A 24,257-nucleotide genomic window follows, 5' to 3' on the forward strand; every position below is an offset into this window, starting at 1 on the left:
AGTCTTGGGAAACGAAAGCACTTTTATGGAAAAGGCCCACTACATAAAAAAGCCTGTTCATTGAGTTCAATGAACAGGCTGGGACGGACTCAGCCGAACATACTTGTGGAATGTTTCGGCTGTACCCGGGCGCTCGGGTCGATGAAATTCTTGGCGTTGTTGACGGCTGTCGGCCCTTCGCCGAAGCCTGAAGCGATCAGTTTCACTTTCCCGGGATACGTACAGATATCTCCGGCAGCGTATATGCCTTCAATGTTTGTTTCCATCTTCTGATTGACGACGATACTGTTCTTGTCGATATCCAGTTCCCATTCCTTGATAGGACCGAGAGAGCTGATGAATCCGTAGTTGACGATAAGATCGTCGATGTTGATGGATTCTTCTTTCTCACCCTTCACTTCTTTCAGTACGACCTGGTCGATCGTTTCGTCTCCGACGAGCTTTTCGGGAGTGAAAGGGGTGAGCGTGCGGACGCTTGAATTCTCCAGCTGTTCTACGCTGTGCTCGTGAGCCCGGAAGTTGGCTCTGCGGTGTACGAGTGTCACTTCATTGGCAATCGGCTCCAGCATGAGAGACCAGTCTACAGCCGAATCGCCGCCGCCGCAGATCATCACATTGTGATCGCGGAAACGTTCCATATTATTGACGTGATAGTGGAGGTTCGTCTCCTCGAAACGCTCCGTATCCTTGATTTTCAGTTTGCGGGGTTCAAAAGCTCCGTTCCCTGCAGTGATGATAATCGTTTTCGTGTAATGGACATCTTTGTTTGTGGTAAGTTTGAAAGATCCGTCTTCCTGACGCTCTACTGTCTGCACCGCTTCTTCCAGTGTAACATCGGGATCGAACGCCATCGCCTGTTCAGTGAGGCTGTCCACGAGTTCCTGTGCTCTTACTTTCGGGAATCCGGCGACATCGTAGATGAATTTCTCCGGATAAAGGGCGGTAAGCTGACCGCCGAGATGGGGCAGGCTTTCGATTATGTTGACGGATGCCTGGCGCATACCTCCGTAAAAAGCAGTAAACAGGCCGACAGGTCCACCACCGATGATTGTAATATCATGAACTTTTTCACTCATATAGGGAACCTCCTGTATATACAAAAAATCTCTTATTTATAGTTTAGCACAATTATTACAATAGATAATTATAGAAAGATTCGCAAGCAAAAGGTTGAAAAACAAAACAAAAAAAGCTAAGATGATAGCTGAGACATTTATGAAAGCGTTACTTTCGCAGTAATCTTTCGACTTTTTCGCCTAACTGTGTGAAATGTGTCACAAATATATAAAATGGATGTGATTGGAATGAACAGACCAAATATTGTTATTTTGGGCGCTGGTTACGGTGGCATGATGACTGCCTCCAAGCTTCAGAAGAAAGTCAGTGCCGACAGTGCAAACATGACCCTCGTCAATATGCACAGCTACCATTATCAATCTACGTGGCTGCATGAAAACGCAGCCGGGACGCTGCATCATGATCGTACGAGAATGGAAGTGGACAATGTTATCGACACGAACAAGATCAACTTCGTGCAGGATACTGTAACAGGTATCGATCCCGATAACAAAAAGGTGAGCCTTCTGAACGGGGAAATCTCCTATGATTATCTCGTAATCGGTCTCGGATTTGAGGCTGCGACGTTCGGAATCAAGGGACTTCTTGAAAACGCCTTTACCATCTCAAGTATCAATAAAGCCCGTCTGATTCGTCAACATATCGAATATAACTTTGCGAAATACAATAATGAAAAAGATAAGAAACAGGAACGTTTGAACCTCGTTGTAGGCGGGGCAGGGTTTACGGGCATCGAGTTCGTAGGTGAACTTGCCAACCGTGTTCCGGAACTGTGTAAAGAGTATGACGTACCGCGTGAAAACGTACGTATCATCAACGTCGAAGCTGCTCCGACAGCACTTCCCGGTTTCGATCCGGAGCTCGTAGAGTACGCAATGAACTCCCTTGAAGCTCGCGGCGTAGAGTTCAAGCTCGGCGCGATGATCAAAGAAGTTACAGCGGACAAGCTTGTTTACGAACAGGGTGATGAAATCGAAGAGATCCCTACCAACACAGTCGTATGGGCTGCCGGTGTTCGCGGAAACAGCCTTGTGGAAGAAGCCGGATTCGAATCGAACCGCGGCCGTACGCCGGTACGTGAAGACCTTCGTCCGAACGGTTACGATGATGTGTTCATCGTCGGGGACTGTGCTCTCATCATGAACGAAGAGACAGAACGCCCGTATCCACCGACAGCACAGATCGCTATTCAGGAAGCGGAACATACAGCCGGGAACCTGAAACGTATCGTGGAAGGTAACCACAACCTGGAACCGTTCGAGCCGAACATTCAGGGTACGGTAGCTTCTCTCGGTAACAAAGACGCGATCGGTGTCATTTTCGATGATAAGAAGATTTTTGGGTGGACAGCCACTGCCATGAAGAAAATCATCGATAACCGCTACTTGTGGAAAGTCGGCGGAGCCGCACTCGTTCTTAAAAAAGGGAAACTCAACTTCTTTAAATAAAAAAGAGGAACAAAGGTCCGGGAACGGGCCTTTGTTTTTTTAAGTGACGGACCGGGTGCTTGCGCTTTTCTGACAGGAATACTACAATATAGCTTGTATCGGAGTGAGAGTAGGGGGAAGAGTATTGGATATTGTACAGTTTGCGGTTTCCATATTATTATTTTTCGTGTTGTTTTTCGGTATATCATTTTTATTGAACATGGTATTGCGGATGTCATGGTTCATGCTTTTCGTTTTTCCGCTGATCGTACTTCTGATTGTGGATGATTTTCCTTTAAACCGTTATTTCCGGGAACCTGTAGGCGCCCTCAGTGATGTATGGTCCTCGATTCTCGCTTTAAGCGTTTTTGATATCATCATCTTACTGAGCGGGTTCCTCGGCACCCTTGCAGCAGGAATCGTCATCCGTCTGCTACGTAAAAACGGTTATCAAATGTTTTAAGCATCTGAATGCTATTCGGATGCTTATTTTAATGAAAAATTATAAAAAAAAGGAAGGCCCGGCGCCTTCCTCCTTAAAATATAAGATAATGGACAAAAAACGTGAGGAAAACTCCGAACACTCCCCCTACGAACACTTCCACAGGCTGATGCCCGAGCATTTCCTTGATTTCTTCGCGTTTTTCGAATCCTTCCTTCGTTCCCCAGCCTCTCGCCTGTTCGACGAACCGCTGGAAATCGTTCAGAAGAATGTTGAGCATAATCGCCTGCTCTCCGGACTGCCTGCGAACACCGGTGGAATCGAACATCACGATAATGGCGAAGACGGTGGCTACGGAAAAGATGGCGGAGTCGAAACCCTGCTCGATTCCGACACCGGTCGCAAGTGCGGTGACGGCAGCGGAGTGACTGGACGGCATGCCGCCCGTGGAGAAGGCGAGTTTGCCGTCGATTTTTCGTGAAGCTATAAATGAAATCGGAATTTTGATACCCTGAGCGAGAAAAATAGCGAGAATTGCCGCCCAGAGAGGGAAGTTCTGGAGGATATCCATAGCGATCTTCAGCCTTTCTGCATGAAACCTTTATTATGTATTGCATATTATACGTTAAAGTAAAAGCCTCCCGCAATGAGGAGGCTTGTCTGATTAATCCTGGATTACAGCGTCGAGTGCGATTTCCATCATGTCGGTGAAAGTGGTCTGACGTTCTTCGGAAGTCGTCTCTTCTCCGGTAAGGATGTGATCACTTACGGTGAGGACGGTGAGTGCCTGACGATTGTATTTTGCCGCCAGCGTATAAAGGGCACTCGTTTCCATTTCGATGGCCAGCACGTTATAGTCAGCGAGTTTCTGGTTGAACTCTTTTGCGTTGTCGCGGTAGAACTGATCACTCGTAAACACATTTCCGACGTGAAGGTTAAGATCCTTTTTCACTCCGGCATCGTAGGCGTTTTTGAGAAGGGTGAAGTCGGCGCTCGGGGCGAAATCGACTTCTCCGAAAGTGGCACGGTTCATGCTTGAATCGGTAGAGGACGTATTCGCAAGGATGACATCGCGGACATTCACATCTTCCTGGATAGCTCCGCAGGAACCGACTCTTACAAGCTTCTGCACATCATAAGCATCCATGAGTTCGTTCACATAGATGGAAATGGACGGAACCCCCATCCCTGTTCCCTGAACGGAGACTCTCTCTCCTTTATACGTACCGGTATAGCCGTACATCCCGCGTACTTCGTTGTAACATACTGCATCTTCAAGGAAATTCTCCGCAATAAACTTGGCACGGAGCGGGTCTCCCGGAAGAAGTACTTTATCGGCGATATCACCTTTATTAGCTCCAATATGTGTTGTCATTATAGCTCCTCCTTTGACCGTCTTTCTTATCTAAATTATCATAACGGTTTCATTAAGACAAATGCCCGGTTTGACAGGGGTGGACTTCTTCCCGTTTCTAAAGTGCTTTTACTTGAAGTACTGCTTTTCTAGATCCTGAAGACGGGTCAGCGCTTTCTGATTGAACTCTGTATCCCGTCGCTCCAGTTTCTCTTTGTATTTTTGTACGGAATCTTCCAGGGATTTCATGTAATCAGGGATTTCATCGTCGTAAGGATGAACTGCCTGTTTGTCGACGTTAGCTTTTTCATGGTGGGCCAAGGCTTTTCGCTGATGGAAAAACACATCTTCGGTCTGGCCCGGATTGTGCAGGTCGCCCTGGGCCGGGTGTGTGTGTACGCCAAGGACCTCGACAAGAAATTTGGAACCGCGGTCTTCTTTGACTTTTCCTATGTACGTCCCTGTTTTATAAAACGCTTTTACCGTATCATCGATTTTTACTTCATCCATAATTTGGACACCTCCTATGACATTTCTATGAGAATAATAACATATTTACTGCTGAACCCGACCGTTCTTTGTTACAATGAACGCAGGGAGCGTGGTACGACACTATGGATTTTCTATATTTTCCACAGGATAAAACAGAATACATTCCGTCAATGATTATGCTGGTATTGTTCATGGTGGCTGCAATTGTAACTGTCTATATTTTCGTGAAAGCTTCGAAACGGGAAGAAGACCACGTGCCGGAGCATCTGAAGGACGATCCTCATTATTATGAGCGGGAAGAAAATAAATAGAAAAAGCGCGTGACCCCTTGAGGTTCAACCACCCCGGGGTTCACGCGTTTTTTTACGCTTTCGAGTTTACGGCTTTAATGATTCTGTCTACGCCTTCTTCTACGGTCTGACGCGGAGCAGCGATATTCATGCGCATGAATCCTTCACCTTCTTTGCCGAAAGAAGCTCCATCGTTGAGACCGACTTTCGCCTCTTCATTCATGAATTTTTTCAGTTCGTCGGGATCGAGACCGAGCTTCCGGCAGTCGAGCCACAGCAGATATGTGCCTTCCGGTTCGATCACTGTAATGGTATCCGTCTCTGTATGGAAGCGGTCGCGTGCGTATTCTGAGTTTTCAGTAAGGGTTTTCTGAAGATTTTCAAGCCATTCCTCTCCATGTTGATAGGCAGCTTCAAGAGCGGTGAGACCGAGAGTGTTCAACATGTTGACTCCCTGACTCTGGAACTGGCGATTCAGTCTTTCGCGTTTCTTCTCATCCTTCGTCACGACATAAGATGCCTGCAGACCGGCCAGGTTGAAAGTTTTGGTCGGGGAGTAGCAGGTGACGGTGACATCATCTATTTCATCGCTTAGTGAGGCGATAGACGTATGGCTGTTGTCGCCGAGCAGCAGGTCGGAGTGGATCTCATCCGATAGAATGGTAACGTTATGTTTCACACATATGTCGGCCATCTGTTTCAATTCTGATTCCGTCCATACGCGTCCCACCGGGTTATGAGGGCTGCATAGAATGAACAGCGGAACATTGTTGTCTTTGATTTTCTGTTCGAAATCCTCAAAATCGATGGTGTAACGGCTCCCGTCGAAGTTCAGCTCATTTTCGACAATGTGCCGTCCATGTGTTTTTACAACGTTGTAAAACGGAGGGTACACAGGAGTCTGGATCAGTATATCGTCGCCGACTTCGGACAGTGCCTGCACGAGCATATGTAGGCTAGGAACTACGCCGGGGCTGTAAGTGATCCAGTCTTTATCGATGTCGTATTTGTAATGGTTTTTCACCCAGTTCTGGATTGTCTGTTTTACTTCTTCATCCGGGAGAGTGTAGCCGAAAATTCCGTGGGCTACTCTGTCTTGCAACGCAGTCGTTACCGCATCCGGGACCTGGAAGTCCATATCTGCGACCCACATTGGGAGAATCTCTTTATTCTCGAACAGACTCTCAGCAAAGTCCCACTTCACGGAACGCGTACCCTTTCTATCAATTACTTCATCAAAATTGGCCATATTCCTCACCTCATTCATTAATGTATACATACATCTTAACGGAAAACGCAGGGGTTTGTTAACTAAAGGGGAACGTTTATGGAGAAAAATAAGGAAAGGCACGTTTCTCAGAAGTAAAAAAAAAGCAAAGCGGTATAATACCGCTTTGCTTACACAGGGGGAATACGAGAAAGTCTTACATTATATAATATAGCCGGGAGACACGGAGATTAAACATATTTTCGGTAAAAATTTCAGGAAAGTTATTTTTGAATAATAACAACACTTGTGCTATAATAACTAATTGTGTAAAGAAACGAATAAATAAATCAGGAGTTGTATAGTATGGCAGAGAATTTTCAAGAAGGTCAAGTCGTAGAAGGTAAAGTAACCGGAATCCAACCGTATGGTGCGTTCGTTGCACTTGATGATAAGGTTCAGGGTCTCGTACACATTTCGGAAGTGACACACGGTTTCGTTAAAGATGTTAACGAACACCTTTCAGAAGGAGACGAAGTACAGGTTAAGATTTTGAATATTGATGAAGCGAAGAACAAATATTCACTTTCTATCCGTGCTACTCAGGAAGCTCCAAAGCGTGCTCCTAAACAGAACAATCGTCAACAGGCGTCTTCCGCTCCAAAAGAAGACCAGTCCGGGTTCAACACTTTGAAAGACAAGCTTGAAGACTGGATTAAACAGTCCGACGATCGCGAAAAATATCGTAACTAAGTCCGGGGATTTCCCGGACTTTTTTATTTGGTCAAACATATCTTTTGAGATGTGAACGAAATTTCTTCATACTTAACGGGAACGAAATAAGGAGGAATTTTCAGTATGAAATCATTTGTTTTTTACAATCCGACCAAACTGATCTTCGGTAAAGATCAGGTAAAAACACTCCCGGACCATTTGCCTGCAGGTACGAAAAACGTACTTCTCGTCTACGGTGGAGGCAGTATAAAGAAGAACGGTGTATATGATGACGTAATGGAGCAGCTGAATAATGAGGGGGCTGCCGTTACGGAACTGTCCGGTGTGGAACCGAATCCGAAACTGACAACGGTGCGTGAAGGCGTCGAGTTGTGCCGTGAACACGATATAGATTTCATTCTCGCTGTCGGCGGAGGCAGTGTCATTGATGCAGTCAAGACGATTGCCGCGGCTGCGAAATATGAAGGAGATGCCTGGGACCTCGTTACGAAAAAAGCGGCTCCAGTAGATGCTCTCCCGTTCGGCACCGTACTTACAATGGCGGCGACGGCCAGTGAAATGAATGCCGGATCGGTCATCACGAACTGGGAGACAAATGAAAAATACGGGTGGGGACATCCGCCTTATACGAATCCGAAATTTTCTATTCTCGATCCCCAAAACACCGTGACGGTTCCGAAAGATCAGACCGTCTACGGCATCGTTGATATGATGACTCACTTGATGGAACAGTATTTCCACGAGGAAACGCAGTCTCCTGTCCAGGATGAGATGATCGAAGGGGTCATGCGTGCTGTGAAGGATACCGCTCCGAAACTACTCGAAGACCTCTCGAGTTATGAGCACCGCGAGACGATTATGTATGCCGGAACGCTTGCCCTTAACGGAATGATGCAGATGGGTTACAAAGGAGACTGGGCCTCCCACAACATTGAGCATGCCGTTTCGGCCGTTTATGATATTCCGCATGCCGGCGGTCTCGCTATCCTGTTCCCGAACTGGATGGAATACAATATCGACGTTCAGACGAAGCGTTTCGCCCGTCTTGGTGAAAAAGTGTTCGGTATCGAAACGGAAGGCAAAACGGACAAAGAAGTCGGCCTTGAGGGCATCAAAGCCCTTAGAAAATTCTGGAGTTCTCTCGGCGCACCGGAAACGCTTGCCGATTACGACATTTCTGACGAAAAATTCGATACAATCGTGGACCGTGCTATGAAACGCGGACCATTCGGTAACTTCTCCGAACTTCAGGAAAACGACGTCTACCGCGTTCTCGAGCTTTCCAAATAAATAACAGGTAAGAAATGGGAGACTGAATCATGTGTGATTCAGTCTCTTTTTTCTATATAATTAGAGAGGAGGAGGGACGTAACGTGAACTTTATTGCGTGGGTGATTGTAGCGTGTGAAATTGCGTTTTGGATTTTCATCATTGCGGGCTTAGTTACAAGATATGTATTCAGTCAAAGAAAAGCGGGTCTTTTTCTGCTGGCGATGACTCCAATTGTGGATCTTGTTCTTATTGTATTCACCAGCATAGATATATACAGGGAAGCAGAAATAACTGTGGCTCATAGTATAGCGCCGATCTACCTGGCCATTTCTCTCGTCTACGGAAAATCTATGATTCAGTGGGCAGATGATCGCTTTTTGTATTACGTGAAACGTAGTGGTCCAAGGCCTGAGCGGAAAATTGGTATGGATTTCGCTAAACACAGTTTGAAAGGTTCGCTTCAACATATCCTGGCGTACATTATTGGTGGGGCACTTTTACTGATCATGATTTTCTACATCAGAGACAGCAGTAACACCGGGGTGCTGTGGAGAACGCTGCAGACATGGGGGATAGTAGTGCTGGTCGATAATGCAATTTCCATCAGTTACTTCATTTGGCCGCGAACGAGGCAATAGAGACAGAAATTTTCTCAAATTAAAATGCTGGAGGGGATAATGTACATATCACATAAGATTATTCCTGGCTTCAGGGTACGTTACATTTCACCAGCACACTCAAAACCGGACCCATCGGGTTCGGTTTTTTGTTTTTGTACCACTCGAATCCTGGTATCCTTCCTTTCAGAAGAGGTAAGAGAGGCCGAAGGGAAGGATTAGATGCTTTTCCTGCCGTTGGGGAGAGGAAAATAGTAGTGAAGGTCACGATTACGGAAGAAACGTTACCTTCAGTCCCATTGTCAAAGCGCGAAGGGAAGGAAAAATCGGGATTCACACATTACGAATGGGTTGTGCCGTTTTTTTCGGTTAAAAGATGAGGTAACCCTTTCCACAGAATAAGGATCTGGACCGACTACACTCATTTTTGTAAAAAGTATTTGACATAATAGGCAACGATGCTACAATGAAAATGTCAAAAACATTTTACATTATAACAGGAGGTATTGGATGGACTGGGTCAAAGTCGTATATGCGTTCGTTTTGCTTGCATGTGCTGTATACATTTTGAGTGTAACTTTTTTCGCAAGAGGGGACGAAAGGAAGAAATTCATCAATCGTAAGGCTCAATCGTATACGTTTGGAGTGATCTTCGGAACGCTGATTCTGGATATTGGCAATGTGATTTTTCAGACGGTCCGTGGGAACCCCGCCAGTTACGGGGAAGGAATCTCACCGCTCATGTTCCTCACTATAATTATAGTCATTTATATGGGAACGCTGCTATTTTACAGAAATAAGTATGGGAATTAACTATGGAAAATCAGATCAAAGAACTCAGAAAAACGGCGAAACTGTCGCAGGAGGAACTGGCCAGGGCCTGTAAAGTTTCCAGACAGACGATAAATGCAATCGAGAACAATAAATATGATCCCACCCTGCAGCTGGCATTTGATATTGCCTCTATACTGGACTCCACTGTGGATGACCTGTTCGTCCCCAAGATGTAGGCGGTCTTCCCCCGTGTTTACTTGATTTACATTTGGTGATTCTGTAAAGTTAATGAATGAAAATACAACAAGGATCGGGAGGAGTTTGGATGACGCACGTACGTTTTGATTATGATAAAGCACTGAAGTTTATGAACGAACATGAGGTAGGCTATATGCAGGATGCTGTTTCTCTCGCCCATCGTGCCCTGCACGAAGGAACAGGGGCCGGAAGTGATTTTCTCGGGTGGCTGGACCTGCCTGAAAACTATGATCAGGAGGAATTCGGGCGTATCGAGAAATCAGCGGAGAAGATTAAAGGCGATTCGGACGTATTGCTCGTTATCGGTATCGGAGGATCTTACCTCGGAGCGCGGGCTGCGATTGAAATGCTGCAGCACAGTTTCTTCAATGAGCTCGAAGACCGCAGCACACCCCAGGTGTTTTTCGTAGGTAACAATATAAGTTCTTCCTACATTAACGATCTGCTTGAACTGATCAGGAATAAAGACGTATCCATCAACGTTATTTCGAAAAGTGGTACGACGACGGAACCGGCGATCGCCTTCCGTATTTTCCGTAAGTTCCTTGAAGAGAAATACGGCAAAGAAGAAGCGACGAAACGGATTTATGCCACCACTGATAAGAAAAAAGGTGCGCTCAAAACACTGGCGGATGAACAGGGATATGAAAGTTTCGTCGTTCCGGATGATGTCGGAGGACGGTACTCCGTTCTGACAGCAGTAGGCCTGCTGCCGATTGCTGCTTCCGGTATTCCGATACAGGAAATAATGAAAGGCGCCCGCAAAGCTCAGCACGAACTTTCCGGTTCTTCGCTTGAGGATAACCCGGCGTATCAGTATGCAGCGGTTCGCAATATTTTCTACAATAAAGGTAAATCGATTGAAATGCTCGTGAACTATGAACCGGGACTGCAGTACTTCTCCGAATGGTGGAAGCAGTTGTTCGGAGAAAGTGAAGGGAAGGACCAGAAAGGTATTTTCCCTGCATCGGCAAACTTCTCGACAGATCTTCACTCTCTCGGTCAGTTCATACAGGACGGCCGCAAAGATCTGTTCGAAACGGTTCTTCATGTGGAGAAGCCGAAGTCCGATTATACGCTCGAAGCGGAAGAGAATGATCTGGACGGGCTGAACTACCTCGCCGGTAAAACGATTTCCGAAGTGAACGAGAAAGCGTACCAGGGAACGATGCTTGCGCATACGGACGGAGATGTTCCGAACCTGATCGTCCATGTGCCTGAGATGGATGCCTACACATTCGGTTATCTCGTATATTTCTTTGAGAAAGCCTGTGCCATCAGCGGCTATATCCTCGGAGTGAATCCGTTCGATCAGCCGGGAGTGGAAGCGTATAAGAAGAATATGTTTGCCCTCCTCGGTAAACCCGGCTTCGAAAAAGAGAAAGAAGAACTGGAGAAACGTCTGTAAAAATAGCATGGCACTTATGAAACCGGACCCCAGGGGCCCGGTTTTTGTGTTTGTTTATTGTTTTCGTGCCCTTCAGAAGGCAAGGGGGGGACTGAAGGTAAGGCAAAACCACTTTTCCTGCCGTTGGGGAGAAAAAAACGGCGCCGAAGGTAACGATTACGGGATAATCGTTACCTTCAGGACGATTTTCAGCGTGTGAAGGGAAGGAAAACCGGCATTTCCATGAAAAAAAGGCGCGTTTCTATAAAACAACAAAAAAACTCCCCGCTTCTTCCTGCGGGGAGTCTTCACATTCGTCTATTACACGTGTTTTTGTGCTGTAGCCATGATTTCTTCTTTCGGTTGGAAACCGACGGCCTGGTCTACAACTTCCCCGTCTTTAAGGAAAAGAAGGGTAGGAATGCTCATCACGCTGTGTTTCTGAGCAGTTTCCGGATTTTCATCAACGTTCAATTGTACGACGCTGATCTGATTATCCTCTTCATCGATCTCCTCAAGTACAGGAGCAATCATTTTGCAGGGACCGCACCACGGAGCTCCGAATTCAGCTACGACGAGACCTTCTTTCGTCTCTTCGGTGAATGTGGAATCTGTAACATCTTTAACAGCCATGATATCTCTCCTTCGTGCTATTATTTCTAACCGTTAAAATCAAACTAAATGGTTAGAATTACACTTTAAAATATGATAGGATAAAAGTCAACCATTCAGTTTAAGGAGAATGTATATGACTGTGATAACGGAAACAGGATATTCTTATATCAGTGATCATCTTTTCGTGAACTTCCTGAATACGATCAATGGGGCAAACAGCCAGGTGACGGACCTTCTCATGCAGGAATCCGGGACCGATAAGTGGCTGGAGTTGATGTACAGCCGGGAACTGCTCAATTCTGAACAATTCAGGAAGCTGAAGGAAGAAACTTTTGATGATGGTGCGATCCGCGATTTCCGTAACAGGGGCAGGGAGTATGTGTTGGAAGGGAAACATACGGAATTCATCTCGTCTCTGACCGGGAACGTGAAGCAGGCACCTCTCTACTTTGATAAGCATTTAAATCCGGTCCCGAGTTGCGGCGGCAGCCGTGGACTTCTATCCCTCCTCTCTTATAAAATGCTCGAAGCATACCAGGGCAACATTTTTTCCAAAATAAAAAAATGTCATTCCCCGGCCTGTTATGCATTATTCGTAGATTACAGCGGGAGAAGGAAATGGTGCTCCATGGAAATATGCGGCAACCGTACAAAAGCGCGAAAGCACTATGCAAAGAAAAAGGAATAATCCGAAGTACAGAGAATTCATAGTACAGAACGGAAATACAGAATAAAGGGGACGATGATATGAGTGAAAAAAATACGGACTTTCTTATGGAGCTGCTGAACACAGCCTCTCCTTCAAGCTATGAAATGCCGATTCAGAAAAAATGGATGGAGGCGATGAAACCTTACGCGGATGAAATCCGCACGGATCATGCGGGTAACGTGATCGCCGTCAAGAACCCGGAAGCCGAAATGAAAGTGATGCTTGCCGGTCACTGTGATGAAATAGCGCTTGTAGTAAACAGAATCGATGAGGACGGATACGTATATATCGATAAAATGGGCGGCGTGAACCCGAAAGCGGCCATAGGAATGAAAGTGGATATCCTGGGCACACACGGCCGTCTCTCAGGCGTGATCGGAGTCAACGCTCAGCATCACGGTGGCATCAAGGGAGATTTTGACCTGAGCGATCTGTTCATTGACTGCGGGGCGAAATCAAGAGAGGAAGTCACTGAATATGTACAGATCGGGGATCTTGCCGTTTATAGACGGACACCGGAAGTGATGATGGACAGGTACGTTACCGGACGGGGACTTGATAACAGAACCGGCCAGTATATCGTGGGAGAAGTGTTGCGGAGACTCCATCAGACGAATATCAATGTGGGAGTATATGCAGCCAGCACCGTAAATGAAGAAACGAATATGGGAGGAGCTTATTTCGCTGCAGCCGGAGTGGAACCTTCTATGGCTATCGCCTGCGACGTCACGTTCGCTACCGATTACCCGGGAGTAGATAAAAAAACACACGGGGACGTGGAGCTTGAGAAAGGCCCGGTGCTCGCCAAAGGAGCACCGATCAACCGGAATATTAATCAATTGCTTGAAAAAGCTGCCGGAGAGAAGGATATTTCTCTTCAATATGAACTTACGTCACGAGCTACCGGTACAGATGCCGATCGGATGAGGCTGACCGGGAAAGGCGTGCCTGTAAGTCTCGTTTCCCTTCCGCTAAGATATATGCATTCGCCGGTCGAAACGGCCAGTCTTGAAGATATAGAGGAGTGCATTGAGCTTCTCGTGACCTTCATCAGTAATTTGAACGGCGAGGAGAGCCTTAACCCGCTGGACTTAGTATGAATTCAGATGATTTTCATTAAAACAAAGACGAGACCCGAATGCAGGGTCTCGTCTTTGTTTCGTATGAATCATTCTTCTTCATCCACGCGGATACGGGCAGTAGGCATCGCTTCGAGTCGTTCCACCGGAATGTCTTTGCCGGAAATTTCGCTTTTTCCATACGTACCTTTTTCAATCTTCTCAAGACCGTCCACTGCAGCCAGGTAACGCTCGCGTGCTGTGTCAAAAAGCGTCTGCTCTTTGGACTGTTCGTGCATTTCCGTACCGGAGTCGGCCGGATGGTCCTGGATAGACGAGATATCACCGGTGTTGTCTTTCGAATATTCTCCGTTTTCATATCCGTCGTGGTGACGTTCCATTTCTTCTTCCGCTTCTTCTTTGATTTCGGTAAGGCGCTGTTTGAAGTGTTGCAGTTGTTCTTCGGATAGCATAAAATAATCCTCCTTATAGATTCACGCAGGAACGACACCGAGAGTGCAGCGGGATACGGACAGGTTATTACCGTCTTCGTCGGTGATCTCCACCGACCACACCATGGTACGACCGCCCCGGTGCACCGGTACTGCCTTTGCATATACCGTTCCGTCACGTTTACTTCTGATGTGGTTAGCGTTGATTTCGATGCCGAATACCTGCTGCTGTTCAGGGTCGATGTTCAGAAATCCTCCGATACTTGCTGCCGATTCCGCCAGCGCAACGTTGGCGCCGCCGTGAAGAAAACCCATCGGCTGATGAGTCCGGTTATCCACAGGCATCGACATCTTCACCTGTTCCTTATCCGCTTCTATCAGTTCTATTCCAAGCGTTTCCATTAAAGTGTTTTTCAACATTTCTTTCATGACACTCATTCCTTTCCAGTTTTCCCGTAATTTTTCCGTTCAAACTTAAGAGTGAAAGCAGTGTTTCCGCGCACCCTTACTGATTACTATATATGAAGAAGAGGGGGTGCGGTAGTGCCCCCCCTCTTCTTTTTCTGCTTATTTTAAATCAGGGAAATGAGTAAGGACAGCCCGAGCAGCACCCCGTAGAAAGTGTTCGTCTGGGCGGTACCTTTCATAGCCGGCATCATATCCACCGGTGTCTTCTTCCCGGAGAAGCTTCTCACCGCTTTTTGAGCGTGAACGGCACTGAGAAGAGTGAGAAGAGACCACCATGGCAATAATCCGGTGATTATATAAATGATTGTCAGCAGGTAAACGATGATAAAGTTCGCTGCCAGAAAAGTCACTGCCCCCTCGTGTCCGAGGAGAATGGCGAGTGTACGTCTGCCGTTCGTTTCATCTCCGACGCGGTCCCGGATATTATTAGCCATCATAATCGCTCCAATGCAGATGGCAACAGGAATGGAGATACCGAAAACGGCCCAGGTGACAACTTCCGTCTGGATGTAATAAGCGATACCTATGATGACAGGACCCATAAAAAACCCGGCTACCAGCTCACCAAATGGGGTATAAGCGATAGGGAGGGGGCCTCCGGTATACAAATACCCGACGAGCATGGAAGCAGAGCCTATAAGGGCGATCCACCATGAGGTGAGCATACATATATACACACCGAGAAGTACGGCGATGGCGAAGAAAGATAGTGCGAGATATAATACCGTTTTGGGATGGATGCCATCGCGTACGATCGTGCCTCCGATACCGACAGACTCTTCCGTGTCAAGCCCGCGGACGTAGTCATAGTATTCATTGAACATATTCGTGGCAGCCTGAATGAGTATAGAGGCGATCAGCATGGCTGCAAACAGCCCGAGAGCGATCGTGCCCTCTTTATGGATGACGGCAAACATCGTTCCCACAAATACAGGAACGAAAGACGCAGTCAGGGTGTGGGGTCTCAGCAGACGCCACCACACATGGAAGCCGCTCCGTTCATTCAGAGAAGCCCGTACGTCATTTGTGGTTCCGGTGCTCATGAAGCTTCTCTCCTTTAATCATTAGTAATAACATACTAAGTTTAGGCAAATCAGCAGGTAGTGTCAATCTTTGTAACCCGCTGCCATATGGAGGGAGGGGATAGTGTATGAACTGCTGCGAAAGTTCTTTTTTCCACCGGCTGTCAACAGATTTCTTGAAGCCTAAGTAAAAAGAGAATAAAATAGAGAAAGATATGAAAGCTGTCCCCCGGGATAGGAGGAGAAAAATGCTACAAGTGAAAACTTTTCAAACAGAGGATAAATTACGCAATGTGCATGAGGAGGCCCGGATGAACGATGAGCCGCTCCTGATGAGTATTACAGAAAGAATAGACCCGCTAGACCCTTTTTCTTTTTTTGAACAGGGAAAGCAGGTGGATATGCACCGTCATTTCTGGAAAAGTGCGGAAGAAGATTTCACCCTTGTCGGTATCGGAAGCGCTGTACGGATATCGAAAGAAGGAGAAGGACGTTTTCAGGAGACTGAGCAGGAGCTGTTCGACTGGCGAAAGAGTGTCCGGCAGTGGAATCCTTACAATAAGAAAGGAACCGGTACGGTAGCTCTCGGAGGATTCGGCTTCCGCCCTGAATCGGGCGGGGAAGAACCCTGGCAGGAATTCCCGAACAGCAGCATGACGATTCCTGAGTTCCTTTTGACCAATGATGCGGAAGGTTCTTTTCTGACGACGAATTATCTCGTTTCGCCGGAGGAGGACGTCGAAACGATTATATGCCGGATGGAAGAAGATAAGGAGAGACTGCAGACTTCCGACTCTTCCGGTGACACGGAAACCGGTGTCCGTCTTGAGAAAATCGAAGAGGTGCGTCCGAAAGAATGGAAGCAGTCGATCGCCGACGCCACTGCTGAACTGAAAGCAGGCACTCTTTCGAAAGTGGTGCTGGCACGGGAAGTCCGCCTGACGTTCGACTCCGAAGCCTCGATTACGAAAGTGCTGAAGGATCTTTCCGACATGCAGAACTCGAGTTACGTGTTCGCGTTTGAACACGGCGGCTCCTATTTCGTCGGGGCTACACCGGAGCGGCTGGTGAAAGTCGAGGACGATGAGCTGTTTTCGGCCTGTCTGGCCGGCACGACGAAGCGCGGGAGTAGCGAGGAGGAAGATGAGACACTCGGTCTTGCTTTACTCAACGACCAGAAGAACCGTCTGGAACATGACTATGTCGTTCAGATGATCCGGGGTGCCGTGGAGAATTACTCCGTAAACGTAGAGATTCCGGAAGCACCGTCATTATATAAACTTAGAAACCTGCAGCACTTGTATACGCCGGTGAAAGCGAAACTGAAGGAAGGGTACTCCCTTCTTGATGTAGTGAAAGATCTTCATCCGACTCCAGCTCTCGGGGGGCTCCCGCAAAAAGAAGCCGTTACCTATATCAGCCTCCACGAAGTGATGAACCGCGGGTGGTATGCAAGTCCGGTCGGGTGGATCGATGGCGGAAGGAATGGGGAATTCGCTGTTGCTATCCGTTCTGCTCTCATACGGGGAGATAAAGCTTCTCTGTTCGCCGGATGCGGCGTAGTAGAGGATTCGAAGCCGGAAGAAGAATATGAAGAGACGAAAGTGAAGCTGAAACCGATGCTTGCAGTTTTAGGAGGGGAAGAATGAGTTATACGGAGGATCTCTCACGTTACATCACCCATTTCATCGATCAACTTACTTTATCCGGAGTGAAACATGCCGTAATATCACCGGGGTCGCGTTCGACACCGCTCGCGATTACGGCAGCCGAATCCGGAGGTGTGAAGCACTGGATCCAGCTGGATGAACGTTCCGCTGGATTTTTTGCAGTCGGACTTGCAAAGGAGAAGCAGGAACCTGTAGCCCTTATTTGTACCTCCGGGACAGCTGCTGCCAACTATTACCCGGCTGTGATTGAAGCCTTCTACAGCCGGGTGCCGCTGATTCTGCTTACGGCAGACCGTCCGCATGAACTGAGGGATGTAGGTGCCCCGCAGTCCATAGACCAGAATAATATGTACGGGTCCTACACGAAATGGTTTCATGACATGATGATTCCGGAAGCGGGTATGGAAATGTATGCCAGGAAACAGGCGGCCCGGTCTGTAGAGGAATCTCTGAGAAACCATCCAGGTCCTGTGCAGCTGAACTTCCCTTTAAGAGAGCCGCTCATGCCTGATTTCAGTCTCTCCGGTCTGTGGAGAGGAGAGCGGACTTTCTCTCCGTTCACCCGGGGCAAATTGAGAGTGGAGGAGGGTGAACTGCAACGGCTTGCCGGTCGCTTCCGAAAACGCGGTAAGGGAGTAATCGTCTGCGGCCCGCAGACAGACTCTTCGCTCGTACCGGCAATTGAAAAGCTCGCAAAAGCGCTGGACGTCCCTGTCTTCGCCGATCCGTTGTCCCAGCTTCGTACTGCCGGGTTTTCGGAAGAGTACATTATTACGCATTATGATTCCCTCCTCCGTTCGGAAAGGTTCAACGCCCTGCTGCTCGAAGCCGATTATGTTGTGAGATTCGGGGCGATGCCCGTCTCAAAAGCGTATTTGAAATGGGTGCAGCGTGCCGGGGACACAGAAATGTTCGTCGTTGACAGCGACTCCGGGTATCGCGACCCATCCGGAGTAGCGGGTGAATTCATATGGAGTGACCCCATCGCGTTCTGTGAGGATATTCTTCCTTTCATCGAAACACCGGAAGATAGCTGGAGAGAGTTTCTGAAAAGTCTGGATGAACTTGCAGCCGAGACGATGTTCCATAAAGAAGAGGAGGGATTGTACGAAGGGGATGCCGTACATGATCTGGCCCCTCTTCTCCGGAAAAATTCCGTTTTGTTCGTCGGAAACAGTATGCCGATCAGGGATGTCGACACGTTTTTCCCCGCTTTGGATACAAACGTCTCCATCCTTGCGAACCGCGGAGCTAACGGAATCGACGGGGTGACATCGGCGGCGGCCGGCACAGCTGCCTCCGGTCGTGCCGTGACCCTGCTGACGGGTGATGTTTCCTTCTTCCATGATATGAACGGGCTTCTCGCTGTGAAACAGTATGACCTCGATTTGACGATTGTAGTGTTCAACAACAACGGCGGGGGAATCTTTTCCTATCTTCCTCAGGCCGGGCAGACGGAACATTATGAAGCGCTTTTCGGTACGCCGCTTGATATAAATCTTGAGGAGGCAACCCGGATGTACGGCGGCTCTCACCGGCGGGTGGAAGAAAGGGAAGGCTTCATAGCGGCAGTGCAGGAAGCTCAGGCCGAGAAAGGTCTTTCAGTCGTGGAAGCCGCAGTGTCACGGGAAGATCACGTTGCCAATCACCGGAATAAGTGGAGCAGTCTCGACAGACAGATAGCCGGGAAGGTGCAGGAATATGTACATCACCGTCCGTGAGCGTTCCTACTGGGTGGAAGATGAAGGAACAGGACCGGTCCTCTGCTTTCTACACGGTTTTACGGGCAGCACGTCCATATGGAAAGAAGTAAGAAAGTTTTTTCCTGAGTTCCGGTTAGTACTGATCGATTTGCCGGGACATGGAAAAACGGGGGATCTCGGTCCTGTCTCCATGGAGAAGGCTGTGCATGATCTGGAAATGATTTTTCAAAGACTGGAAGTGACCAGGGTCTCTCTGCTCGGCTATTCCATGGGAGGGAGAACCGCTTTATGTTTTGCGGAACGCTTCCCTCATCTTATAGACCGGCTGATTCTTGAAAGTGCTTCTCCCGGACTTTCCTCCCGGGAAGAAAGGGAAGAACGCATCCGTAAAGATAAAAAAGTGATAGCGCTTTTGCAAAACAGCGGAATCGAGGGCTTTACCGATAAATGGGAATCCCTCCCTCTCTTCGAAACGATAGCTTCCCTGCCCGGACACCGGCAGCAGAAGCTGAGAGAGGAACGTCTCGATAACGATATCGACGGACTTGTCCATTCTCTGGAAGGGATGGGCACCGGAGTTCAGCCTTCCATGTGGGACTCCCTCTCTTTTCTTATGTTTCCGGTATGTCTTATTGCCGGAGGAGAAGATAAGAAGTATGTGGCAATCAACGAAAGAATGGCCGGTCGCTTCCCGGATGCACAGCTCTGCGTAATAGAAGGGGCCGGACACATCCCTCACCTGGAAAAACCGGAGATTTTCTCTGAAATCACCCGTTCATTCGTGATATAATGCCAATTGGGTAATACATTCTATACAATTTACATAATAAAAGGAGGACTTTTCATGTCTGTGAATTGGGTTCAGGAACATGAATATGAAGAAATTCTGTATGAAACATATGGTGGAATCGCAAAAATCACCATTAACCGTCCGGAAGTGAGGAACGCGTTCACCCCGCTTACCGTCCGGGAACTGATTGACGCATTCACACGGGCCCGTGACAATTCGAACGTGGGAGTTATCGTACTTGCAGGAGCCGGAGGCGCCGCTTTCTGTGCAGGTGGTGACCAGAGCGTACGCGGCCACGGCGGATATGTCGGAACCGATGAAGTGCCTCGTCTGAACGTACTGGATCTTCAGCGTCTGATCCGTGTCATTCCAAAACCGGTGGTAGCTATGGTGTCGGGATACGCAATCGGTGGAGGGCACGTACTGCATGTCGTATGTGACTTGACGATTGCCGCTGACAACGCAGTTTTCGGTCAGACAGGACCGAAAGTGGGAAGCTTTGACGCAGGATACGGGGCAGGACTTCTGGCTCGCATCGTCGGTCATAAGAAAGCCCGCGAAATCTGGTATCTGTGCCGTCAGTACTCGGCCGAGGAAGCAGAAAAAATGGGCCTCGTAAATACGGTCGTCCCGCTTGAACAGCTGGAAGAAGAAACGCTCCAGTGGTGTAAAGAGATGCTTGAGAAATCTCCGACAGCCCTTCGTTTCCTCAAAGCCTCTTTCAATGCTGACACCGACGGTCTTGCCGGACTTCAGCAAATGGGCGGAGACGCAACGCTATTGTACTATACGACCGAGGAAGCGAAAGAAGGACGCGATGCGTTCAAGGAAAAACGCAAGCCTGACTTCGATCAATTCCCGCGTTTCCCATAAGTAAAGGAAAGAGCGTCTGTTGCAGGCGCTCTTTTGTGCGTATGAATTTATTGAGAGGAGCGAGTTGTATGACGACGATGCCGCATTGGCTCAGTAAACAGGCTTTTCTGCAGCCGGAGTACCCTGCCGTCGACTTCCCGGACGGTTCCTGCATTACATTTGCAGAGCTTGAGGAAAGGTGTAAACGTAAAGCGGCAGCTCTTTCTTTTCATGGAGTGAAGGAAAAAGACCACATAGCGATTCTTTCTTCGAACCGCGTCTCCTTTATCGAGTCGGTATTTGCTCTCAGCTATCTGGGAGCAAGAGCTGTTCTTTTGAACACCCGGCTCACGATCAGGGAACTGGATTATCAGATTCACGATGGAGATGTGAAGGCGATCATTTATGAGGCGGCTCAGGAAGAGAAAGTGGAAGCGCTGACCGCCGGGGATGTATCGCCTCTGCCATTTCACACTCTCACCGGCGATTACACGATGCCGGAGATGAAAGAGCGGATCGATCTGGAGGATGTTTTCACATTAATGTACACTTCGGGGACGACCGGGGCTCCGAAAGCCGTCCTTCACACCTACGGTAATCACTGGCACAGCGCCATCAGCTCCGCCCTGAACCTCGGAATGGAACGGGGGGATAAGTGGATTTTGAATTTACCGATGTTCCACGTAAGCGGATTTTCCACTCTGATGAAAGGTGTCATTTACGGAATGACCATAGAGCACCATGCCCGTTTTGATGCGCAGGAAGTAGTGGAGAGCATTAAACAAAGAGGGGCCACGATGGTCTCCGGTGTTTCCGTGATGCTCGAGGAGCTTGTGGAAGTGTTCGACCGTGACGATATCCCCGGTTCTTTTCGCTGTTTCCTGCTTGGCGGAGGTCCTGCTACAGAGAAATTGCTGAACCGGGCGGCCTCGCTCGGGATTCCGGTATTTCAGACGTACGGGATGACGGAAACTACTTCTCAGATTGCAACGCTCGCTCCGGCTGATGCCACAAGGAAGCTCGGTTCTGCAGGGAAAGCCCTAGCTACAGCTTCTCTTCACATCAATGCAGCGGAGGGGGAGATCGGCGAGATTCTTGTGGCGGGGCCGATGGTGTCCGGAGGGTATTATAAACGCGATCGGGAGGAAGGACTCCTGTTCGCCACCGGAGACATGGGTTACTTCGACGAAGAAGGCTTCCTGTATCTTGCCGGGCGTAAAAAAGAAATGATCATCTCGGGCGGGGAGAATATTTATCCGGCAGAGATCGAGAACGTACTCGTGCAGGTGCCCGGAGTGTCGGGGGCGGCTGTCACCGGCATGAAAGATGAGAAATGGGGTGAGGTTCCCGCGGCTTTTCTCACCGGGAAAGATATAAAAAGGGATGAGATACTGCAATACTGCGAAAGACACCTGGCGCGTTATAAGCATCCGGCATATGTATACCGGGTGGCCGAGCTCCCTCGAAACGCTTCGAATAAAGTGCTGAAGTATAAGCTTACGGAAATGGTGAAAGCGGGGGAGTGCGATGAAATTGAATAAAGCCGTCCTTCACAGGGTGGAGGTACCCATGAAAGCCCCTTTCACTACGGCACACGGAGCGATCGGTTCGCGTGAAGTGATTATCGTGGAAGTGGAAGATGACAAGGGGGAAAGAGGGTATGGCGAAATTGCCGCTTTTCCGAGCCCCTTCTATACGGAAGAGACCGTAACGACAGCCTGGCATATAGCGAAAGATTTCCTGCTCCCTTCCCTGAATGGGAAGGACGCCACCAGGATATTCAGGACCGTACAGGGGCACCCTATGGCGAAAGCCGGTATCGAGCAGGCCCTGTTCGATCTGAAAGCCAAAAGAGAAGGCAGGAGTTTATCCGAGTATATCGGGGGGACGAGAAAGGAAGTTGCCGCCGGGGGAGTGATCAGTCTCTCCGGTGACCCGAAAAAAGAGCTCCGTACTCTGAAGCAGGCAGGGTTCCAACGGGCAAAGGTGAAAGTCGAGCGGGGGCGGGAAAAAGAGCAGCTGCAGGCGCTGAGGGAAGAGGACGCCTCGTTTCCGCTTATGATTGACGGGAATGGTGCGTACGAGTCCCCGGACGAACTGCTTCCTCTTGATGAATTCAAGCTTCTGATGATTGAACAGCCGTTTCGATCCGGAGACTTCCGGAAGCATCGTCATTTACAGAAGAAAATGAACACGCCGATATGTCTCGATGAGTCGATCCGGAGCTTTGAAGATGCTGTCCAGGCGATGGAATTCAAGGCCTGCCGGATACTCAACGTAAAACTGAGCCGGGTGGGCGGATGGTCCGAAGCCCTGCAAATTCATGACCGGGCAGTAAACGAAGACATGCCTCTCTGGTGCGGAGGTATGGTGGAGACCGGCATCGGGAAAGCCCATAGTCTTGCGCTGGCTTCCCTGCCCAATTTCACTCTGCCCGGTGACTTATCCGGATCCGACCGATATTTTGAGAAAGATATTATAAAAGATCCCATAAGCCTTGAGGGTGGTTTCATACGCGTGCCCGAAGGTCCCGGGATAGGAGTCGAACCGGATTTCGGGTATATGGAAAGTGTTACGAAAGACAGATGGTTTCAACGATACTGAAAATGATTATCAAAATCATTGACACACCTGTAAGTAATTTCTACACTTGTAAGTGAATAGAAGAGGTGAGGAATATGAGTGAAGAAATGATTACGAGAGAAGAAGAACAGTTTTTGAATGAGCATTTTCGCTTTTTTACGGATCAACATTTGCAGGAACCGGTTTTGGAAACGGTTCGTGCAACCGATTTGTTATCCCGCGAAGGAATCGAACATGTTTTGAATGACCTGCATCTGTATCTTGATTCACAGTCGTTTCTTACTACCGGTTCCCTGCTCGGGAAAAGGTTCGGATATTACGCTGTTACGGTGCCGATTGTAATGATGACGGTGTTTGATAAATTCCCTGACGTTTCCCCCGGGAATGTGGAGTACATCCGGATCGATGAGAACCCGAAATGGTTCCCTAAATTCCATCTCAAGAATAAAACGGTATCCGTCCCGGGAGAAGACAGGGAAGAGTGGATAGTTGAAAATATGAGGCATTTATTCAGAGATTTCCTTCAGCCCGTTCTTTTCCACATTCATAAGACTACGCGTATTTCAAAGAAAGTATTATGGGAAAATACAGCCATTTATCTGTACTGGTTTTATGAACGCAAACTTCCTGAATGGTATGAAGGAGAGGAACTGGCAGAGAAAAGGAAAGACTTTCGATATATCATCGATGAACTGGACGGAGAACCGTTCGGTGAACAGAAAAACCCTTTCACTTACTTCGAGTCTCAGCCCGTATTGCCTTCAGGGGCTAGGGAAAGGAAATGCTGCTGCCTCTCCTACCGGCTTCACGAAGACAGTACGTTCTGTAAAGTATGTCCCCATCTGAAACAGATGGAGAACATGAAGAAATAGTTTCTTCCGGAAGATGCTGCAATGATTTCCGGTACGGCCGGTGGAAAAAAGAAGAAATGAAACATTTGTAATTTTCCCTTCATATGGTACGATTTAATTAGAGTAAAAAGAGTGTTTTGGAAAAGGCAGTT

At 48.2% G+C, this 24,257-nt stretch carries 27 protein-coding genes; 18 read left to right on the forward strand and 9 right to left on the reverse strand.

Annotated elements, in window-relative coordinates:
* Positions 1-89: 89 nt before the first annotated feature.
* On the reverse strand, positions 90-1,076 hold the full coding sequence (locus BLU03_RS09445) for an NAD(P)/FAD-dependent oxidoreductase (protein WP_093107400.1): 987 nt from the start codon (positions 1,074-1,076) through the stop codon (positions 90-92).
* 228 nt (positions 1,077-1,304) lie between these two features.
* On the opposite strand from BLU03_RS09445, the gene BLU03_RS09450 reads away from it, so the two are divergent.
* Positions 1,305-2,525: an NAD(P)/FAD-dependent oxidoreductase gene (locus tag BLU03_RS09450; RefSeq protein ID WP_008587331.1), complete on the forward strand. Its 1,221-nt coding sequence runs from the start codon at positions 1,305-1,307 to the stop codon at positions 2,523-2,525.
* Positions 2,526-2,649: 124 nt separating this feature from the next.
* Complete coding sequence (locus BLU03_RS09455; RefSeq protein ID WP_076571031.1) at positions 2,650-2,967, forward strand: YuiB family protein; 318 nt, start codon at positions 2,650-2,652, stop codon at positions 2,965-2,967.
* Between the two features lie 73 nt (positions 2,968-3,040).
* Here the strand turns inward: BLU03_RS09455 and BLU03_RS09460 are convergent, their stop codons facing one another.
* The 3 genes from BLU03_RS09460 to BLU03_RS09470 form a co-directional block, all read right to left on the reverse strand.
* Complete coding sequence (locus BLU03_RS09460) at positions 3,041-3,517, reverse strand: divergent PAP2 family protein (RefSeq protein ID WP_076571033.1); 477 nt, start codon at positions 3,515-3,517, stop codon at positions 3,041-3,043.
* Between the two features lie 93 nt (positions 3,518-3,610).
* Positions 3,611-4,321: a purine-nucleoside phosphorylase gene (gene deoD / locus BLU03_RS09465; RefSeq protein ID WP_076571036.1), complete on the reverse strand. Its 711-nt coding sequence runs from the start codon at positions 4,319-4,321 to the stop codon at positions 3,611-3,613.
* A gap of 108 nt (positions 4,322-4,429) precedes the next feature.
* A complete protein-coding gene (locus BLU03_RS09470) occupies positions 4,430-4,810 on the reverse strand; it encodes a kinase-associated lipoprotein B (RefSeq protein ID WP_093107402.1) in 381 nt (126 codons plus the stop codon).
* Between the two features lie 104 nt (positions 4,811-4,914).
* On the opposite strand from BLU03_RS09470, the gene BLU03_RS09475 reads away from it, so the two are divergent.
* On the forward strand, positions 4,915-5,103 hold the full coding sequence (locus tag BLU03_RS09475; protein ID WP_008587340.1) for a hypothetical protein: 189 nt from the start codon (positions 4,915-4,917) through the stop codon (positions 5,101-5,103).
* A 52-nt stretch (positions 5,104-5,155) separates the two neighbouring features.
* On the opposite strand, the gene BLU03_RS09480 is transcribed toward BLU03_RS09475, so the two are convergent.
* The gene (locus tag BLU03_RS09480; protein WP_093107404.1) at positions 5,156-6,331 is read right to left on the reverse strand and encodes a MalY/PatB family protein; all 1,176 of its coding nucleotides are present in this window, start codon (positions 6,329-6,331) and stop codon (positions 5,156-5,158) included.
* Between the two features lie 324 nt (positions 6,332-6,655).
* Between BLU03_RS09480 and yugI the strand changes: the two genes are divergently transcribed.
* From yugI to BLU03_RS09510, 6 genes are all read left to right on the forward strand, one after another.
* Positions 6,656-7,042, forward strand: a complete 387-nt coding sequence (gene yugI, locus BLU03_RS09485; RefSeq protein ID WP_008587344.1) for a S1 domain-containing post-transcriptional regulator GSP13 — start codon at positions 6,656-6,658, stop codon at positions 7,040-7,042.
* A 105-nt stretch (positions 7,043-7,147) separates the two neighbouring features.
* The gene (locus tag BLU03_RS09490; RefSeq protein WP_093107406.1) at positions 7,148-8,314 is read left to right on the forward strand and encodes an iron-containing alcohol dehydrogenase; all 1,167 of its coding nucleotides are present in this window, start codon (positions 7,148-7,150) and stop codon (positions 8,312-8,314) included.
* Between the two features lie 83 nt (positions 8,315-8,397).
* Positions 8,398-8,934, forward strand: a complete 537-nt coding sequence (locus BLU03_RS09495; RefSeq protein ID WP_076571044.1) for a hypothetical protein — start codon at positions 8,398-8,400, stop codon at positions 8,932-8,934.
* A 489-nt stretch (positions 8,935-9,423) separates the two neighbouring features.
* Positions 9,424-9,726, forward strand: a complete 303-nt coding sequence (locus BLU03_RS09500) for a hypothetical protein (RefSeq protein ID WP_093107408.1) — start codon at positions 9,424-9,426, stop codon at positions 9,724-9,726.
* A gap of 2 nt (positions 9,727-9,728) precedes the next feature.
* Complete coding sequence (locus tag BLU03_RS09505) at positions 9,729-9,923, forward strand: helix-turn-helix transcriptional regulator (protein ID WP_093107410.1); 195 nt, start codon at positions 9,729-9,731, stop codon at positions 9,921-9,923.
* Between the two features lie 89 nt (positions 9,924-10,012).
* Positions 10,013-11,353 (forward strand): glucose-6-phosphate isomerase, encoded by a 1,341-nt coding sequence (locus BLU03_RS09510; RefSeq protein WP_093107412.1) that lies wholly within the window; start codon positions 10,013-10,015, stop codon positions 11,351-11,353.
* A gap of 300 nt (positions 11,354-11,653) precedes the next feature.
* Here BLU03_RS09510 and trxA read toward each other — a convergent pair whose 3' ends face one another.
* Positions 11,654-11,965 carry a thioredoxin gene (trxA, locus tag BLU03_RS09515; RefSeq protein WP_008587357.1) on the reverse strand — a complete coding sequence of 104 codons (312 nt, stop codon included), beginning with the start codon at positions 11,963-11,965 and terminating at the stop codon, positions 11,654-11,656.
* A 115-nt stretch (positions 11,966-12,080) separates the two neighbouring features.
* On the opposite strand from trxA, the gene BLU03_RS09520 reads away from it, so the two are divergent.
* A complete protein-coding gene (locus tag BLU03_RS09520; RefSeq protein WP_093107414.1) occupies positions 12,081-12,635 on the forward strand; it encodes a CGNR zinc finger domain-containing protein in 555 nt (184 codons plus the stop codon).
* 59 nt (positions 12,636-12,694) lie between these two features.
* Positions 12,695-13,756, forward strand: a complete 1,062-nt coding sequence (locus tag BLU03_RS09525; protein ID WP_093107416.1) for a M20/M25/M40 family metallo-hydrolase — start codon at positions 12,695-12,697, stop codon at positions 13,754-13,756.
* 68 nt (positions 13,757-13,824) lie between these two features.
* Here the strand turns inward: BLU03_RS09525 and BLU03_RS09530 are convergent, their stop codons facing one another.
* From BLU03_RS09530 to BLU03_RS09540, 3 genes are all read right to left on the reverse strand, one after another.
* On the reverse strand, positions 13,825-14,187 hold the full coding sequence (locus BLU03_RS09530) for a TraR/DksA C4-type zinc finger protein (RefSeq protein ID WP_008587364.1): 363 nt from the start codon (positions 14,185-14,187) through the stop codon (positions 13,825-13,827).
* 21 nt (positions 14,188-14,208) lie between these two features.
* Positions 14,209-14,595, reverse strand: a complete 387-nt coding sequence (locus BLU03_RS09535; RefSeq protein ID WP_093107418.1) for a PaaI family thioesterase — start codon at positions 14,593-14,595, stop codon at positions 14,209-14,211.
* A gap of 143 nt (positions 14,596-14,738) precedes the next feature.
* Positions 14,739-15,677: a 1,4-dihydroxy-2-naphthoate polyprenyltransferase gene (locus BLU03_RS09540; RefSeq protein ID WP_076571060.1), complete on the reverse strand. Its 939-nt coding sequence runs from the start codon at positions 15,675-15,677 to the stop codon at positions 14,739-14,741.
* Between the two features lie 227 nt (positions 15,678-15,904).
* Here BLU03_RS09540 and BLU03_RS09545 point away from each other — a divergent pair, with 227 nt between their 5' ends.
* The 7 genes from BLU03_RS09545 (at position 15,905) to BLU03_RS09575 (ending at position 24,126) form a co-directional block, all read left to right on the forward strand.
* Positions 15,905-17,305, forward strand: a complete 1,401-nt coding sequence (locus BLU03_RS09545) for an isochorismate synthase (RefSeq protein ID WP_076571063.1) — start codon at positions 15,905-15,907, stop codon at positions 17,303-17,305.
* Entirely contained in the window at positions 17,302-19,047 is a 1,746-nt protein-coding gene (gene menD, locus BLU03_RS09550) for a 2-succinyl-5-enolpyruvyl-6-hydroxy-3-cyclohexene-1-carboxylic-acid synthase (RefSeq protein ID WP_008587371.1), read from the forward strand. The genes BLU03_RS09545 and menD overlap by 4 nt, the downstream gene beginning before the upstream one ends.
* Positions 19,028-19,819 carry a 2-succinyl-6-hydroxy-2,4-cyclohexadiene-1-carboxylate synthase gene (gene menH, locus BLU03_RS09555; RefSeq protein WP_008587373.1) on the forward strand — a complete coding sequence of 264 codons (792 nt, stop codon included), beginning with the start codon at positions 19,028-19,030 and terminating at the stop codon, positions 19,817-19,819. The genes menD and menH overlap by 20 nt, the downstream gene beginning before the upstream one ends.
* A gap of 54 nt (positions 19,820-19,873) precedes the next feature.
* The gene (menB, locus tag BLU03_RS09560) at positions 19,874-20,692 is read left to right on the forward strand and encodes a 1,4-dihydroxy-2-naphthoyl-CoA synthase (RefSeq protein ID WP_093107420.1); all 819 of its coding nucleotides are present in this window, start codon (positions 19,874-19,876) and stop codon (positions 20,690-20,692) included.
* Positions 20,693-20,760: 68 nt separating this feature from the next.
* On the forward strand, positions 20,761-22,212 hold the full coding sequence (locus tag BLU03_RS09565) for an o-succinylbenzoate--CoA ligase (protein ID WP_093107422.1): 1,452 nt from the start codon (positions 20,761-20,763) through the stop codon (positions 22,210-22,212).
* Entirely contained in the window at positions 22,199-23,275 is a 1,077-nt protein-coding gene (gene menC, locus BLU03_RS09570) for an o-succinylbenzoate synthase (RefSeq protein ID WP_245698794.1), read from the forward strand. Before BLU03_RS09565 ends, menC begins: the two co-directional genes overlap by 14 nt.
* Positions 23,276-23,349: 74 nt before the next feature.
* Entirely contained in the window at positions 23,350-24,126 is a 777-nt protein-coding gene (locus BLU03_RS09575) for an IucA/IucC family C-terminal-domain containing protein (protein WP_093107424.1), read from the forward strand.
* Positions 24,127-24,257 lie beyond the last annotated feature (131 nt).

Origin of the sequence: Salimicrobium album (assembly GCF_900107115.1) — a bacterium.
GTDB lineage: Bacteria > Bacillota > Bacilli > Bacillales > Halobacillaceae > Salimicrobium > Salimicrobium album.